Here is a 15,655-nt window from a genome sequence, read left to right on the forward strand (position 1 = left end):
TGCCAAGGATAGTCGCCGCTGCGCATGACAGCGGTATGTCCCGTGCTAAAGTCGCCGCCTGAATGATTGCCGGATATTTGAATCGCACCTATGGATCTCGATCAACTGGATGCCCGCCTCCCCGATTGGCGCGACCTGGCCCCGACGCAACCCTGCACCGGCCTGCTGCTGGGCAATGGCGCCAGCCGCGCGATCTGGCGCAACTTCGCCTACGACTCGCTGTTCGAGCGCGCGCAGAAGGTACGCAACAAACCGCTGGGGCAAACCGACCTGGCGCTGTTCCGCTCCCTGGCCACGCAAAGCTTCGAGCAGGTCCTGACCAGCCTCAAGAGCACAGTGCGGGTCAACGCCGCGCTGGCCATCAGCTCGACCTCGCCGCTGAACCGCTACTACGCGATCAAGGAAGCGCTGATCCACGCCATGCGCAGCGTGCACATCCCTTTTCAGCAGGTGCCGGTCAACACATTGGCCGTCATCAATCGAGAATTGCGCCGCTACCCCACGGTGTATTCGAGCAATTACGACCTGCTCTGCCATTGGGCCGTGCAGCACGAGCCTGGCGGCTTTGCCGACCTGTTCAATGGCGATGACGGCTTCGACCTGCGTGCATTGCCCGGCGCCGGCCACCGGGTGCTTTACCTGCACGGCGCCTTGCACCTGCTCAAGAACGCCGACGCCAGCAGCCGGCAACGCCTGGCCACCGGCAGCGCCCTGCTCGACGGTTTCGCCGTCAACCAGCCGGGCGACGTGCCGTTATTCGTCAGCGAGGGCGCCAGCGAAGACAAGCTGCGCAGCATCCGCAGCAACGATTACCTCAATTGGTGTCATGGCCAGCTGGCCAGCCATGTCGGCGGCCTGTGCATCCTGGGGCACAAGCTCAATGCCGAGGATGCCCACCTGATCGACGCCCTGCGCCGGGCGGCGCCTACCTGGCTGGCCATCGGCATCTTCCCGCTCAGCGATGCCTGGGTGGTCAGCCAGAAGCGTCACTACGCGACCTTGTTCGAAGGCCTGCCGATGTCGTTTTTCGATGCCACCAGCCATGGGCTGTGCCGCCCGGAGCTGAATGTTCCGGTGCCGGCGGTGGTGGGCAGGAAGCGGCGCTAGAGGGAGCGGGTCTTACAACAAGCCATCGCCGCGCAACAGCACCTCCAGGCAATGCTCCCGGATGCTGTAGAACTGCTTGAGCTCCTCGATGCGCGCCAGCAGCGGCGCCCGGTCCAGCGGGCGCTGGCGCTTGACCGCGAGGATCATCTTGTTCTTGTTGGTGTGCTCCAGAGAGATGAACTCGAAGACCTTGGTCTCGTAGCCGCAGGCTTCCAGGTACAGCGCGCGCAGGCTGTCGGTGACCATCTCGGCCTGCTGGCCCAGGTGCAAGCCGTATTGCAGCATCGGCTTGAGCAATGCCGGGCTCTGGATCTGCAGACGGATCTGCTTGTGGCAGCACGGCGAGCACATGATGATCGCAGCGCCCGTGCGGATGCCGGTATGGATGGCGTAGTCGGTAGCGATATCACAGGCATGCAAGGCGATCATCACGTCGATGGCGCTGGGCACCACCGTACGCACGTCGCCATGTTCGAAGGCCAGGCCGGGGTGGTCCAGGCGCGCCGCGGCAGCGTTGCACAGCTGGACCATGTCGGCGCGCAGCTCCACCCCGGTGACCAGGGCCTGACGCTGCAGGGTATTGCTCAGGTAATCGTGGATGGCGAAGGTCAGGTAACCCTTGCCCGAACCGAAGTCGGCGACGCGCACCGGCTGCTGTGGGTCCAGGGCGGCACCGGCGAAGGCATGGGCAAACACCTCGATGAACTTGTTGATCTGCTTCCATTTGCGCGACATGGACGGGATCAGCTGCTGCTGCGCATCGGTCACGCCAAGGTCGCGCAGGAACGGTCGGCTCAGCTCCAGGTAACGTTTCTTTTCGCGGTCATGGGCGGCACTGGCCGGCGCCGCCGTGCCCTGCGCCAGCTCGGTGCGGTGCAGCATCGGCTTGCCCTTCTTGCTGAATTCCAGCTGCACTTCATCGGTCAGGGTGAGCAGGTGGGCGTTGCGGAAACTCTCCGGCAGCAGTGTCGCGATCAACGCCTGGGCGTCGGCCAACGGCAGGTTGCGGGTGATGTCGCGGGTCTTGTAGCGGTAGACGAACGACAGGCAGGCCTGCTCCCTGACGGTCACCTGCTTGATGACCACCCGCTGCAGATCGACCTCGGCACCCACGTGCCGCGCCAGCACCAGCTTGAGGAATGCATTCTGCTGCAGGCTGGTGTCAAGCATGGCCGTGAAGTCGGCAAGCGGGTCACGCAGCGCGCGGGCGGGGCTGGCGGAAACGGACATCGAGCGGGAACCTCAAGACGGGGAAAGCGCGCAGTTTACGGCATTGCTCGCACCCTGCCGGGCAAATTCGACGGACGCCGCCGAGGCTCGGGCTGGATTGAAACGGCGCGATAGGCTAAAAGAGGCGCTGCAAAAATTATTACAAAATGCCGTTCAATCATTTTTTTGGTGATGCTGTCGCCGGCTTAGAGAAAACTATCAATGAGAAAGTTGTGTGCGCTGGCCGTCCTGGCCAGCCTGGCCGCCGCCCCGGCGTTTGCCCAAACTCCACCTTCGCCACTCAAGAGCAAGGAAGTGTTCATCCGCGACCTGATGCAGCGCATGACCCTGGACGAGAAGATCGGCCAGTTGCGCCTGATCAGCATCGGCCCGGAAATGACCAAGCCGCAGATCCGTGAAGAGATCGCTGCAGGGCGCATCGGCGCCACCTTCAACTCGGTGCGCCGTGACGAAAACCGGCCGATGCAGGACGCCGCCCTGCGCAGCCGCCTGAAGATCCCGATGTTCTTCGCCTACGACGTGATCCACGGCCATCGCACGATTTTCCCCATCAGCCTGGGCCTGGCCGCCAGCTGGGACATGGACGCCATCGGCCTGAGCGCCAAGGTGGCAGCCCAGGAAGCCTCCGCCGACAGCCTCGACATGACCTTCGGGCCCATGGTCGACGTGTCCCGCGACCCACGCTGGGGCCGCACCAGCGAAGGCTTCGGTGAAGACACCTACCTGACCTCGCGCATCGCCAAGGTGATGGTCGAAGGCTTCCAGGGCAAGGACCCGGCCGCGCCCGACCGGGTCATGGCCAGCGTCAAGCACTTCGCCCTCTATGGCGCGGTGGAAGGGGGCCGCGACTACAACATCGTCGACATGAGCCCCACGCGCATGTACCAGGACTACCTGCCGCCCTACCGCGCCGCGCTGGACGCCGGCGCCGGTGGCGTGATGGTGGCGCTGAACTCGATCAACGGCGTGCCGGCCACCTCCAACCGCTGGCTGATGCAGGATTTGCTGCGCAAGGACTGGGGCTTCAAGGGTGTGACCATCAGCGACCACGGGGCCATCCTCGAGCTGGTCAAGCACGGCGTCGCTGCCGACTCGCGCGAGGCGGCCAAGCTGGCGATCAAGGCCGGCATCGACATGAGCATGAACGACAAGGTCTATGGCGATCAGCTGCCGCTGCTGCTCAAGGCCGGCGAGATCGACCAGCGCGACATCGACAACGCGGTGCGCGAAGTGCTTGGCGCCAAGTACGACATGGGCCTGTTCGCCGACCCGTACCGGCGCATCGGCAAGGCCGCCGATGACCCGGCCGACGTCAATGCCGAAAGCCGCCTGCACCGCGACGCCGCCCGCGACGTGGCGCGCAGGACCCTGGTGCTGCTCAAGAACGAGCATCGCACCTTGCCGCTGAAGAAGCAGGGCACCATCGCCCTGGTCGGCCCGCTGGCCGACGCCCCGATCGACATGATGGGCAGCTGGTCGGGCGCCGGCGTGCCGGAGCAGTCGATCACCGTGCTCAAGGGCCTGCAGGACGCCGTCGGCGACCAGGCGAAGATCGTCTATGCCAAAGGCGCCAACATCACCGAAGACCCTCGCGAGATCTCCTTCCTCAACCACATCATCTTCGACCGCAAGGAAATCGACATCGACCCGCGCCCGGCCAGTGAAATGATCGCCGAAGCGCTCAAGGCGGCCGCAGGCGCCGACGTGATCGTCGCGGCCGTCGGCGAGTCGCGCGGCATGTCCCACGAGTCGGCCAGCCGCACCCACATCGACATCCCGGCGCCGCAGCAGGCCCTGATCGATGCCCTCAAGGCCACCGGCAAACCGCTGGTGCTGGTGCTGATGAACGGCCGTCCGCTGACCATCGAGCGCCAGTTGAACCAGGCCGACGCGATGCTGGAAACCTGGTTCGCCGGCACCGAGGGCGGCCACGCCATCGCCGATGTGCTGTTCGGCGACTACAACCCGTCGGGCAAACTGGCCGTGACCTTCCCGCGTTCGGTCGGGCAGATTCCGGTGTACTACAGCCACCTGAGCATCGGCCGCCCGTGGAGCCCGGGCGACCAGCCCAACTACCACTCGCAGTACTTCGACGAGCAACCCGGGCCACTGCTGCCGTTCGGTTACGGCCTGAGCTACACCGACTTCAAGTTGTCGGACGTCAGCCTGTCCAGCGCCACCTTGAACAAGGGAGGCAGCCTGGACGCCAGCGTCACCGTCAGCAACGTCGGTGCCCGCGACGGCGAAACCGTGGTGCAGCTGTACCTGCGCGACGTCGCCGCTTCCATGGCGCGCCCGATCAAGGAGCTGAAGAACTTCCAGAAGGTCATGCTCAAGGCCGGCGAGTCGCGCACCCTGCACTTCTCCATTGGCGAAGACGACCTGAAGTTCTATAACAGCCAGCTGCAGTACGCCGCAGAGCCTGGGCAATTCCTGGTGCAGATCGGCCTGGACTCCGATGACGTCAAGCAGCAGAGCTTCGTGTTGAAGTAACCCACTACACCGACGAGGGGCATTGAACAACCACTCGTCGGTTTTTCCTCAAGCTTGCCCGAGCACAGTCGAAGACGCTGGAGAGCCTCCGACTATCTATAACAATCCCGCTCAGGACAGGTGCCCTTCCCATGTTCAAGACCATTCAGGCCCGCTACACCTTGTTTCTCCTGCTGTTCATGCTGGTTCTGCTGGTCTTGACCGTGGTGGGCATCAGCCAGCTGGTCGCGCCCAAGCTGCGCGCCACTGAGGAGCAGGTCGCGCTCAATCGCATCGGCGAAGTGGCCGAGCAGATCAAGGGCGAATTGGCCAAGGTCCAGGCGCAACAACGCAGCATCACCCAGACCATCCCCCTGCTCGACAGCGACGCCATCGACGTGGTGCTGCCCGGCCTGGTGGACCAGTACGGCGAGCTGAAAGTTTTCGGCGGCGGCATCTGGCCACTGCCCAACCAGCGCACCCCGGGGCGCAACAAGCACAGCACCTTCTGGCACCGTGATGCTTCCGGCAAGCTGGCGGTGAACACCTTCTGGAACAGCGACGCGGCGCCCAACTACTACGACCAGAGCTGGTACAAGGGTGGCCTCGCCACTGCGCCTGGGCAGTGCGCCTGGGCGGCCGCCTACAAGGACGACGCCAGCCAGGAGCCGCGCACCAACTGCGCCATGAGCATTCTGAAGAACGGCGCGCCCTACGGCGTGGCCACCATCGACGTGACCCTGGGCTTCTTCAACGACCTGGTGGCGCGCAAGGAGAAAGACCTTGGCGCCGAAATGTTGATCGTCGAAGGCGATGGCAAGATCATCAGCAACAGCACCCACCTCAACAGCCCGGTGGTACTGAAAAACGTGTCCGACCTGGCCGGCAGCTCGAAATTCGTCGCCCAGGTGCAGGCCGCCCTCGCCCACCGTGATCAGGGCCCGCAGCGCATCGACTTCAGCAACGACGGCACAGCCAGTGTGTTCTTCATGCGCAGCATCGAAGGCACGCCATGGTTCCTCGCCACTGCCATGCCGGAAACCCTGCTCACCGCGCAACGTGACGATGTGCTGAAAACCCTCGGCCTGCTGCAGATTCCGCTGGTGATCGTGCTGGTGCTGCTGCAGATCTTTGCCATCCGCAAGCTCACTCAACGCCTGCAGGCGCTCAAGCTGAACATCGACGCGCTGTCGGCCGGCGACGCCGACCTGACCAAGCGCATCACCATTCGCGCCGAGGATGAAGTGGGCGCCATCGGCCATTCGGTAAACCACTTCATCACCTACCTGCAGAACCTCATCGGCGAAGTCAACGAGGCCACCGGCGCCATGGCCACCAGCCTCGCCGAGCTGCAGCGGACCTCAACCCAGACCGGTGAGATCCTCGCCCGCCACGCTTCGGAGACCGATCAGACGGTCACGGCGATCAACGAGATGAGCTCCACCGCCGAGAACGTTGCGCAGAATGCCGCCGAAACGGCCGAGTTCACGCAACGCGCCAACGAGCACGCCGATCGCTCGCGAGTCATCGTCAGCGAGGCCTCGAACAGTGTGGTGGCCCTGGTCGACGAAGTGGCCAGCGCCACGGCCAAGGTCGAAGGCATGCAGCAGGACGCCCAGCGCATCACCGAAACCCTGGGAGTCATCGGCGCCATCGCCGGGCAGACCAACCTGCTGGCGCTCAACGCCGCCATCGAGGCCGCGCGCGCCGGTGAGCAGGGCCGCGGCTTTGCCGTGGTAGCCGATGAAGTGCGCGCGCTGGCCGCCCGCACCCAGGCCAGCACCAGCGAGATCAACGAAATGCTCGGCCGCCTGACTCGCGGCGTGACCACCTCGGTCACCGCCATGGAAAACACCCAGGCCAGTTGCCAGTCGGCCGCCGACGCCACCGCGCGGGTCAACGCCGGGCTCGACGAGATGGCCAGTTCGGTCGGCCAGATCAACAACCTGAGCACGCAGATCGCCACCGCCGCCGAGCAGCAGAGCGCCGTCACCGAGGAGATCAACCGCAGCATGGTGCAGATCCGCCACATGGTCGACGAACTGCTGCGCAGCGGCGAAGCCACTGACAACAGCACCCGCGACCTGCTGGTAGCCAATGGACGAGTCAGTGCGTTGATGAAGCGCTTCCGGGTGCGCTGATCGCGCCAACGCCTCGCCCGTAGGACCGAGCTTCATGAGCGAGCTCGGTTCTACGTAGTTGCGTCCGCCCGGACGGCAACGCGGTCGTCCTGGTTCAGGCTACACTGGCGCTTTCCCAGACCAGGACCCGCGCGCCATGCCTGACGACATCCATTTCTACGAACCCGCCAAAGGCCACGGCCTGCCCCATGATCCGTTCAACGCCATCGTCGGCCCGCGGCCGATCGGCTGGATCTCCTCCCAGGACGAACAGGGCCGCCTGAACCTGGCGCCCTATAGTTTCTTCAACGGCTTCAACTACATCCCGCCCATCGTCGGGTTCTCCAGCGTCGGGCGCAAGGACAGCCTGAACAACATCGAGAAGACCGGCGAGTTCGGCTGGAACCTGGCCACCCGCAGCCTGGCCGAGGCCATGAATCAAAGCTGCGCCGCCGTGGGCCCCGAGGTCGATGAATTCGACCTCAGTGGCCTGACCCCGGTGGCTTCGCGGGTGATCGCGGTGCCGCGCGTGCAGGAAAGCCCGGTGTCGTTCGAGTGCAAGGTCACCCAGATCATTCAGCTGCAACGCGCTGACCGTCAGTTGATCCCCAGCTGGCTGGTGCTGGGTGAAGTGGTGGCCGTGCACATCGCCACCTGGCTGCTCAAGGATGGCGTCTACGACACCGCTGCCGCCGAGCCCATCCTGCGCGGCGGCGGCCCGGCCGACTATTTCCAGATCGGTGAAGCGGCCAAGTTCCAGATGTACCGGCCCAAAGTCTAGGCCCAGACCAGCTCGCCCTCGTCGTCGACATCGCGCAAGGCGTCGAGGCGCGCGCTGGCCGCCTGGTCGGCGTCATCGGCGGTCTTGAATCGCTGCTCGTCGAGAATCCTGTGAAAGCGTGGTGCGCCGCCGTCCACCAGGGCCTTGACCGCTATCGCGGCGCTGTAACCGCCCTCGCCCGGCACCACCGCCGAAACTGCCTCGTACTGCTGGAAAACCTTGCGTGCCATACCTGTGTTGCCTCGGCCAGTTCATGGAAAGGCCGTCATTCTAATCGCTTAGCGAGCCTGCACCAGCCTGAGCTTGGCCTTGGCCTGGTCGACGCTGGCGAAGGTGTGCAAATCCAGACTCTTGACCAGCAAGGCCTGGACCACGTCGCTGAACACCTGCATGGCCGGCGAGGCGAAATAGTCGTCCATGGCCTGTTGACTGCTCCAGAACCCGGAAACATGCCACAGGCCTTCCTCGCAGTGGCTGTGCTGCAGGGCGAAATGCAGGCACCCGGGCGCTTGCCGTGAAGGTTCGAGCAGGCTGCTCAAGCGTGCGCCCAGTTCGGCCGAGTGGCCAGGGCGAGCACGGACGAAGGCTGAATGACTGACGGTCGAAGATTGCGTCATGTTCTGCACTCCCGTAACTATTGCCGGATTGAGCCCGATTCCCCGCGAACCAGGCAGTCTGTCCGACAGGTACAGAGATTAGCCACGCGCCGCTGCAGGCGTTAGCCGATTCCTGTCGCAGGCTTGCCTGATCCTGTCAAAAGCCGATTTAGGTCGGCAACGGCGCTGGCGCGCCCATCGTGATTCCAGGCAAGCGCCATGCCCAGGTGTGCCAGTATTTACGGCGCAGCGCGACCGCACGGCAGAATCAGGCAAGCATGGCGCAGGATCCGACTACCCTTGCCGCTTGCATGATCGTACGCTTGGCGCCATCAACGACGGAGGATCAGACATGTCCACGCAACAGTCCATGCCCCTCAAGCCCGCGCCCTCGCTGGAGTTGCAGCGGGTGGAGCTGGCGGATCTGATCCGCCGCTACGTCACCGCCGAGGGTTGCCTGAAGACCGCTATCGCGCCGCTGCACCTGGTGCGCTACGACCATTGCACCCAGTCGTTTCCGGCCCTGGCGCAGCCGGCCCTGTGCATCCTTGCCCACGGTAGCAAGCAAGTGCAACTGGGCGATGAGCGCTACACCTACGACCCGTTGAACTTCATGGTGGTGTCGGTGGCCATGCCCATCAGCGGGCGCATCCTCGAGGCCAGCCCGAGCAACCCCAGCCTGTCGGTGCGCCTGGACATCGACCCGGCGGAGATCAACGCCTTGATCGCCGAGGCCGGGCCCATGGGCGTGCCAGCCCGCCCCACCGGCCGCGGGCTGTACGTCGAGCAGATGGATCAGGCGCTGCTCGACGCCGTGCTGCGCCTGGTGCGCCTGCTCGACACGCCCAAGGATATCGCCATGCTCGCGCCGTTGGTGCGCCGGGAAATCCTCTATCGGTTGCTGCGCGGCCAGCAGGGCCACAAGCTCTACGAGATCGCCCTGGGCAACAGCCAGACCCACCGGGTCAGCCGCGCCATTCAATGGCTCAACGGCCATTACCAGGAGCCGTTGCGCATCGACGACCTGGCCCGCACGGTCAACCTCAGCGTGTCCACCCTGCACCACCGCTTCAAGGCGGTCACCTCCATGAGCCCGTTGCAGTACCAGAAGCAGTTGCGCCTGCAGGAGGCCCGCCGGCTGATGCTCGACCAGGGCCTGGAAGCCTCGGCCGCCAGCTATCAGGTGGGCTACGAGAGCCCCTCGCAGTTCAGCCGCGAATACAGCCGACTGTTCGGCGCCCCGCCGCTGCGCGACCTGGCCCGATTGCGGCAGAACTCGGCCACCCTCTGAGCACTAGTTGGCTTCCGCGCTGCCGCCGGCCTGGCGAAACGCCTTGGGCGAGAAACCGGTCAGGCGGCGGAAGAACCGGGCGAAATACGCCGCATCGGCAAACCCCAGGCTGTCGGCCAACTGGCTGACCGACAGGTTGGTGTAGATCAACCCGCGCTTGGCCTCCAGCAGCAGGCGCTGATGAACGATCTGCAACGCCGAAAGCCCGGCCAGTTCCCGGCAGATGCTGTTCAAATGGGCCACCGAGATGCCCACCCCGTGAGCCAACTCCTCGATGGTCAGGTGGCGACGAAAATCCTCCTCCACCCGGGTCATGAAGCGGCCCATCCAGGCCTGCGCCCGACCGGTCACCTGGCCCGCGGCCCGATGCCTGAGCACCTGTCGACCGACCCACACCAGGGCCGCGCCCACCAGCGAATGCAGAAGTACGTCGCGCGCCGGTTCCTCGTTCTGGTATTCGCGCAACACGGCGCCGAACAGGCGGTGGATGTAGGCGCGCTCGCTGCCTACAGGGTAACTGGCCGGGCGCGCGAACACCGCCATGGCCGGCCCCATCTGCGCCTGCAACTGATGCACCAGGGGCGCCGCCAGGGTCAGCACATAGCCGTCGATGTCGGCAGAGAAGTTGAACCCGTGCACGCACAGCGGCGGCACCACCTGCACGGTGGGCCGGGAGATCAGCTGCTGCTGGCCCTCGATGTCGATGCGCGCCTGGCCGCGATGCACGTACAGCAACTGATAGAGGTCGGCGTGCTGATGCGGCTGGATCTGCCAATGGTGCAGACGGCTGCGCTTGGAAATGGTCTCGCAGTGCAGCAGGTCCGGGGTCGCCCAGCGCTGGGCTTCGCCGTAGAGCTTGAACACCGGAATGGTGGTGGCAGGCGAATGGGGCACGACAGGTCTCCCGTGCGAGCCGGTGCGATTACCGCACCGATTGGTGAAAAGTACCGGTTAAAACGCTGAAATGGCCTTCATTAAGCCGGCAATCAAGCGAAAAATGCCAGCAATCCCAATCATAAGATCCACCAGAGACAATAATAATGAAGACTCAAGTCGCCATCATCGGCGCCGGTCCGTCCGGCCTCCTGCTCGGCCAGCTGCTGCACAACGCCGGCATCTCCAACGTCATTCTCGAACGCCAGACCCCGGACTACGTGCTCGGCCGCATCCGTGCCGGCGTGCTCGAACAAGGTATGGTCGAGCTGCTGCGCAAGGCCGGCGTGCACCAGCGCATGGACCGCGAAGGCTTGGTCCACACCGGCGTCGAACTGGCCGTGCGCGGCCGCCGTGTGCACATCGACCTGCACGGCCTGACCGGCGGCAAGACGGTGATGATCTACGGTCAGACCGAAGTCACCCGCGACCTGATGCAGGCGCGCGAGGCCGCAGGTGCACTGACCGTCTATGGCGCGGCGAACGTTGAGCCCCAGGGCATGAAGAGCGACGCGCCGTGGCTGACCTATGAGAAAGATGGTGAGCTCCAGCGCCTCGATTGCGACTACATCGCCGGCTGCGACGGCTTCCACGGCATTGCCCGCCAGGCCATCCCCGCCGAGGTGTTGCAAACCTTCGAGCGGGTCTACCCCTTCGGCTGGCTGGGCATCCTCGCCGACACTCCGCCGGTCAACGAGGAGCTGGTGTACGCCAGCCACGAACGCGGCTTTGCCCTGTGCAGCATGCGCTCGGCCACCCGCACCCGCTATTACGTCCAGGTCGATGCCGACGAGAAGGTCGAGAACTGGTCCGACCAGCGCTTCTGGGACGAGCTCAAGTCGCGCCTGCCGGCGGATCTGGCCGAACGCATGGTCACCGGCCCGTCGATCGAGAAAAGCATCGCGCCACTGCGCAGCTTCGTGGTCGAGCCTATGCAGTACGGGCGCATGTTCCTGGTGGGTGACGCGGCGCACATCGTTCCGCCCACCGGCGCCAAGGGTTTGAACCTGGCAGCCAGCGATGTCAGCACGCTGTTCGACATCCTGCTCAAGGTTTACCGCGAAGGCCGCACCGACCTGCTGGAGCAGTACTCGCCGATCTGCCTGCGGCGGGTATGGAAGGCCGAACGCTTTTCCTGGTGGATGACCTCGATGCTGCACCGCTTCCCGGATGCCGACCCCTTCAGCCAGCGCATTCAGCAGACCGAGCTGGACTACTTCGTCGACTCCCAGGCTGGCCGCCAGACCATTGCCGAAAACTACGTGGGCCTGCCCTACGAAAAGGTCCAGTAGCGCATTGTGAACTGAAGGCCCGGCACAAATAGCCGGGCAACAAATAGAAACATAGCTAGCTATCGAGTAAACTGGCCGGCATCCGGCCTGCGACGCGATGTCGCAGGCGCTTGTCCAGCCAAGGCCGCCTGCCCGTGACCAATCTCAACCAGCCCGCCCCGGCGATTCGCAGCGTCCTGGTCGCCCTGATGCTGGCGATCTTCCTCGGGGCGCTCGACCAGACCATCGTCGCCGTCTCCCTGCCGGCCATCTCCGCACAGTTTCATGACGTCGAACTGCTGGCCTGGGTGATCTCCGGCTACATGGTGGCAATGACCGTGGCCACGCCCATCTATGGCAAGCTCGGCGACCTGTATGGCCGGCGACGGATGATCCTGTTCGGCACCAGCCTGTTCACCCTCGCCTCGCTGTTCTGCGGGCTGTCGCAGAGCATGGAGCAGCTGGTACTGGCGCGAATCATCCAGGGCATCGGTGCCGGGGGCATGGTCTCGGTCAGCCAGGCGATCATCGGCGACATCGTGCCGCCGCGCGAACGCGGGCGCTACCAGGGCTACTTCAGCGGCATGTACGCCCTGGCCAGCGTGCTCGGGCCGGTGCTGGGCGGCTACATGACCGAGTTCGTCTCCTGGCGCTGGGTGTTCTGGATCAACCTGCCGCTGGGGCTGTTCGCATGCAACTATATCCGCAGCAAGCTGCTCGGGCTGGCGATCCCCAATCGCACGCCGGTCATCGACTACCTCGGCACGCTGCTGATGATCGTCGGCCTGAGCAGCCTGTTGATGAGCATCACCGAGCTGGGCCTGGGCCATGCGCCGAGCGACCCGCCGGTCTACGCGCTGCTGGCCCTGGCGGTGCTGGCCCTGCTGGTGTTCGTCTGGCACGAGCGGCGTTTTCGCGAACCCCTGCTGCCGATGAAGCTGTTCACCGTTTCGGCCGCCGTGCTGTGCTGGGCCACGGTGTTCTTCACCGCCTTCCAGAGCATCGGCCTGAGCGTGATCATGCCCCTGCGCTTTCAGACCGTCACCGGCGCCGGTGCCGACGCGGCCGCCCTGCATCTGCTGCCCCTGGCCCTGGGCATGCCGATCGGCGCCTTCATCGGCGGGCGCCACACCTCCAAAAGCGGGCGCTACAAGCCGATCATCCTTACCGGCGCGATCATCCTGCCCCTGGCCATTACCGGCACCGCGTTCACCGCCCCCGACAACGCCTGGCTCAGTGCGCTGTTCATGGTCATGACCGGGATTGCCTGCGGCCTGCAATTTCCAACCTCGCTGGTGGGCGCGCAGAACTCGGTGCAACCGCGCGACATCGGCGTGGCCACCAGTACCCTGGCGCTGTTCCGCTCGCTGGGCGGCGCGGTGGGGGTTGCCAGCCTGTCGGCCGCGCTGCTGGCCATGCTGCACGGGCTGAACCTGGCGGCGGGCAACATCGAGGGCAACGCCCTGCTCTCCAGCCTGAATGCTGCGGGCGCTGCGCAGGCGCACCTGCGCGGCGAGCTGGAGCTGACCTTTCGGCACTTGTTGCTGGTCAGCGCCGCCATCTCGCTGCTGGGGCTGGGGGTAGCGATCGCACTGCCCAACCATCTGCTGCGCGGGCGGGAGCCGGAGGCACAGGTGAAATGACGAGGCAAGCCTGGGAGCGGGCGCAGCCACGATCTTTCGAGGTCAAACCGGCCCGGCGCCCGCTGGGGGCCGAGCCCTTCTCATACCCGCGACCATTCAGCGCACCCAGATGAAATAGTTAGCCCGCTAACTACAAAAAACGATTAACTGGGGATAATATCGGCGAGCCAGCTTTACCGGACAAATCGCCATTGACGGCATTTGAAATAGTCTGTTACAGCCATTATTTGCGCAGCGCAGGGCTCAAGCGCAGCATGTCCAGCCCGGCATTCACCCACACCTCGGCTTCGCTGTAGAGGTCATGGGTCTCGGGGATCAACAACCATTGACCAATCACCCCATCGATATAGGCGTGCAAGGCGATCGCACTGCGGTGCGGGTCGAGGTTGGCCGGCAGTTGTTCGCGGCGCATGGCATTGCTCAGGGACAGTTCGATACGCACGTTGCATTCGACGGCAGCCGTATGGCGTTGGCGGCGCAGATCACACATTTCATCGGTGAACTCGCATTTATGAAACAGGATTTCATTGATTCGGCGAACTTTCGGGTCGCGAGCAATCTGCTGAAACAAATGCACGAGAAGCTTGTGCAGGCAGCCCAAAGGGTCCAGCTCGTCCTCATCCTCGCTGGCGCGGGCCAGTTCTTCCAGCGGCTCGGTCAGGCTGTCGAGCATCGCCTGCACCACCGCCGCCTTGTTGTTGAAGTGCCAATAGATGGCGCCCCGGGTCACTCCGGCCAGCGTGGCAATGTCAGCCAGCGTGGTACGCGCCACGCCGCGCTCGTAAAAGGCCTTTTCGGCGGCCTCGAGTATCTGGCTGCGCGTTTCCAGAGCTTCCTCTTTGGTACGTCGAACCATGGCAGTCAACCTCTTTCAAAATCTTCGCGCCGGCCCGGTGGCAAGCACCGCAGAACCCCAGTGGAGCAATCCAAGACGGGTATTTACAAACAACCGTGAATGTAAGTATATTCGTTAGTAAGCTACTTATCTAGTCGAATCAATTTTTCTGCCTTTCCACTATTCTTGAGCATCCCCCCGCTCCTGACCCGAGGATCTTCATGCAATTCAAGCCAGCTGTTACCGCTCTGGTATCCGCCGTCGCCCTGGCAACCTTGCTCAGTGGCTGTAAGAAGGAAGAAGCTGCGGCCCCTGCGCCGCCGCCTCCTCAGGTCGGCGTGGTTACCCTGCATCCGCAGTCCTATACCCTCACCACCGAGCTGCCGGGGCGCACCACCGCGTTCCGCGTCGCCGAAGTGCGGCCACAGGTCAACGGCATCATTCTCAAGCGTCTGTTCACCGAAGGTGCCGACGTCAAGGCCGGCCAGCAGCTGTACCAGATCGACCCGGCGACCTACGAGGCCACCCAGGCCAGCGCCGAAGCCAACCTGGCTTCGGCCAAGTCGCTGGCCGATCGCTACAAGCAGTTGATCAGCGAGCAGGCGGTCAGCCGCCAGGAATACGACAACGCCCGCTCCACCCAGCTGCAGGCCGAGTCCACCCTGCGCAACGCGCAGATCAACGTGCGCTACACCAAGGTACTGGCGCCGATCTCGGGTCGTATCGGCCGCTCTGCGGTCACCGAGGGTGCCCTGGTCAGCGATGCGCAGACCACCGCCATGGCCACCATCACCCAGCTCGACCCGATCTACGTCGACGTGACCCAGTCCTCGGCCGATCTGCTCAAGCTGCGCAGCGCTCTGGCCAGCGGGCAGTTGCAGAAGGCCGGCGACAACGCCGCCAAGATCAAGCTGACCCTGGAAGACGGCAGCGCCTACGGCCAGGAAGGCACCCTGGAGTTCCAGGAAGTCTCGGTCGACCCGACCACAGGCTCCGTGACCCTGCGCGCCAAGTTCGCCAACCCCGACCACCAGCTGCTGCCCGGCATGTTCGTGCACGCCAAGCTGCAAACCGGTGTCGCTGCCAAGGCCATCCTGGTGCCGCAACAAGGCGTGACCCATGACATCAAGGGGCAGCCGACCGCACTCATCGTCAACAAGGACAACAAGGTCGAGCAGCGCTCGCTGACCGCCAGTCGCACCGCCGGCAACGATTGGCTGGTGGACTCGGGCCTCAACGAAGGTGACCGCGTGATCACCGAAGGGCTGCAGTACGTCAAGCCAGGTGCCCAGGTCAACCCGACCGAAGCCACCAATGTCCAGAAAGCCGATGCAGCGCCCGCCGCAGCCAACGCGAGCGGCCAAGGGAAGTAAACC

12 protein-coding genes and 2 pseudogenes are annotated in these 15,655 nt (G+C 64.5%); 9 read left to right on the top strand and 5 right to left on the bottom strand.

Annotated features, from left to right (window positions below; genetic code table 11):
• Window positions 1-90 precede the first annotated feature (90 nt).
• Window positions 91-1,107, top strand: coding sequence for a DUF4917 family protein (locus SFA35_RS21175; protein ID WP_320572458.1), 1,017 nt, complete (start codon window positions 91-93; stop codon window positions 1,105-1,107).
• 12 nt (window positions 1,108-1,119) lie between these two features.
• Here SFA35_RS21175 and SFA35_RS21180 read toward each other — a convergent pair whose 3' ends face one another.
• Complete coding sequence (locus SFA35_RS21180; protein WP_320572459.1) at window positions 1,120-2,337, bottom strand: SAM-dependent methyltransferase; 1,218 nt, start codon at window positions 2,335-2,337, stop codon at window positions 1,120-1,122.
• 201 nt (window positions 2,338-2,538) lie between these two features.
• Between SFA35_RS21180 and bglX the strand changes: the two genes are divergently transcribed.
• The 4 genes and pseudogenes from bglX to SFA35_RS21195 all read left to right on the top strand — a co-directional run bounded on the left by bglX (window position 2,539) and on the right by SFA35_RS21195 (window position 7,710).
• On the top strand, window positions 2,539-4,830 hold the full coding sequence (gene bglX / locus SFA35_RS21185; RefSeq protein ID WP_320572460.1) for a beta-glucosidase BglX: 2,292 nt from the start codon (window positions 2,539-2,541) through the stop codon (window positions 4,828-4,830).
• A 179-nt stretch (window positions 4,831-5,009) separates the two neighbouring features.
• Window positions 5,010-6,041, top strand: a pseudogene (locus SFA35_RS26830) (cache domain-containing protein); the annotation flags it as partial.
• A gap of 378 nt (window positions 6,042-6,419) precedes the next feature.
• Window positions 6,420-6,950 (top strand): annotated as a pseudogene (locus tag SFA35_RS26835) (methyl-accepting chemotaxis protein); the annotation flags it as partial.
• Window positions 6,951-7,086: 136 nt separating this feature from the next.
• Entirely contained in the window at window positions 7,087-7,710 is a 624-nt protein-coding gene (locus tag SFA35_RS21195; protein ID WP_320572462.1) for a flavin reductase family protein, read from the top strand.
• On the opposite strand, the gene SFA35_RS21200 is transcribed toward SFA35_RS21195, so the two are convergent.
• Both SFA35_RS21200 and SFA35_RS21205 read right to left on the bottom strand, forming a co-directional pair.
• On the bottom strand, window positions 7,707-7,940 hold the full coding sequence (locus SFA35_RS21200; protein WP_320572463.1) for a hypothetical protein: 234 nt from the start codon (window positions 7,938-7,940) through the stop codon (window positions 7,707-7,709). The two genes, SFA35_RS21195 and SFA35_RS21200, sit on opposite strands and share 4 nt — an antisense overlap.
• Window positions 7,941-7,988: 48 nt before the next feature.
• Window positions 7,989-8,327: a putative quinol monooxygenase gene (locus SFA35_RS21205; protein ID WP_320572464.1), complete on the bottom strand. Its 339-nt coding sequence runs from the start codon at window positions 8,325-8,327 to the stop codon at window positions 7,989-7,991.
• 331 nt (window positions 8,328-8,658) lie between these two features.
• Between SFA35_RS21205 and SFA35_RS21210 the strand changes: the two genes are divergently transcribed.
• The gene (locus tag SFA35_RS21210; RefSeq protein WP_320572465.1) at window positions 8,659-9,597 is read left to right on the top strand and encodes an AraC family transcriptional regulator; all 939 of its coding nucleotides are present in this window, start codon (window positions 8,659-8,661) and stop codon (window positions 9,595-9,597) included.
• A 3-nt stretch (window positions 9,598-9,600) separates the two neighbouring features.
• Here SFA35_RS21210 and SFA35_RS21215 read toward each other — a convergent pair whose 3' ends face one another.
• Complete coding sequence (locus tag SFA35_RS21215; protein WP_320572466.1) at window positions 9,601-10,491, bottom strand: helix-turn-helix domain-containing protein; 891 nt, start codon at window positions 10,489-10,491, stop codon at window positions 9,601-9,603.
• Window positions 10,492-10,637: 146 nt separating this feature from the next.
• Here SFA35_RS21215 and pobA point away from each other — a divergent pair, with 146 nt between their 5' ends.
• Together pobA and SFA35_RS21225 are read left to right on the top strand one after the other, a co-directional pair.
• Window positions 10,638-11,822 carry a 4-hydroxybenzoate 3-monooxygenase gene (gene pobA / locus SFA35_RS21220; RefSeq protein ID WP_320572467.1) on the top strand — a complete coding sequence of 395 codons (1,185 nt, stop codon included), beginning with the start codon at window positions 10,638-10,640 and terminating at the stop codon, window positions 11,820-11,822.
• A 134-nt stretch (window positions 11,823-11,956) separates the two neighbouring features.
• Window positions 11,957-13,444, top strand: a complete 1,488-nt coding sequence (locus SFA35_RS21225) for an MDR family MFS transporter (RefSeq protein WP_320572468.1) — start codon at window positions 11,957-11,959, stop codon at window positions 13,442-13,444.
• A gap of 223 nt (window positions 13,445-13,667) precedes the next feature.
• On the opposite strand, the gene SFA35_RS21230 is transcribed toward SFA35_RS21225, so the two are convergent.
• A complete protein-coding gene (locus tag SFA35_RS21230) occupies window positions 13,668-14,300 on the bottom strand; it encodes a TetR family transcriptional regulator (protein ID WP_320572469.1) in 633 nt (210 codons plus the stop codon).
• A gap of 200 nt (window positions 14,301-14,500) precedes the next feature.
• On the opposite strand from SFA35_RS21230, the gene SFA35_RS21235 reads away from it, so the two are divergent.
• Window positions 14,501-15,652 (top strand): efflux RND transporter periplasmic adaptor subunit, encoded by a 1,152-nt coding sequence (locus SFA35_RS21235; protein ID WP_320572470.1) that lies wholly within the window; start codon window positions 14,501-14,503, stop codon window positions 15,650-15,652.
• Window positions 15,653-15,655: the final 3 nt, after the last annotated feature.

The organism is Pseudomonas sp. HR96 (assembly GCF_034059295.1).
In the GTDB taxonomy this organism is placed as follows: domain Bacteria; phylum Pseudomonadota; class Gammaproteobacteria; order Pseudomonadales; family Pseudomonadaceae; genus Aquipseudomonas.

Excerpts from the sequence above, each read along its gene's own strand:
- SFA35_RS21235 (WP_320572470.1), top strand. The coding sequence starts at position 14,501 with ATGCAATTCAAGCCAGCTGTTACCGCTCTGGTATCCGCCGTCGCCCTG.
- bglX (WP_320572460.1), top strand. The coding sequence starts at position 2,539 with ATGAGAAAGTTGTGTGCGCTGGCCGTCCTGGCCAGCCTGGCCGCCGCC.
- pobA (WP_320572467.1), top strand. The coding sequence starts at position 10,638 with ATGAAGACTCAAGTCGCCATCATCGGCGCCGGTCCGTCCGGCCTCCTG.
- SFA35_RS21210 (WP_320572465.1), top strand. The coding sequence starts at position 8,659 with ATGTCCACGCAACAGTCCATGCCCCTCAAGCCCGCGCCCTCGCTGGAG.
- SFA35_RS21230 (WP_320572469.1), bottom strand. The coding sequence starts at position 14,300 with ATGGTTCGACGTACCAAAGAGGAAGCTCTGGAAACGCGCAGCCAGATA.
- SFA35_RS21200 (WP_320572463.1), bottom strand. The coding sequence starts at position 7,940 with ATGGCACGCAAGGTTTTCCAGCAGTACGAGGCAGTTTCGGCGGTGGTG.
- SFA35_RS21205 (WP_320572464.1), bottom strand. The coding sequence starts at position 8,327 with ATGACGCAATCTTCGACCGTCAGTCATTCAGCCTTCGTCCGTGCTCGC.
- SFA35_RS21180 (WP_320572459.1), bottom strand. The coding sequence starts at position 2,337 with ATGTCCGTTTCCGCCAGCCCCGCCCGCGCGCTGCGTGACCCGCTTGCC.
- SFA35_RS21175 (WP_320572458.1), top strand. The coding sequence starts at position 91 with ATGGATCTCGATCAACTGGATGCCCGCCTCCCCGATTGGCGCGACCTG.
- SFA35_RS21195 (WP_320572462.1), top strand. The coding sequence starts at position 7,087 with ATGCCTGACGACATCCATTTCTACGAACCCGCCAAAGGCCACGGCCTG.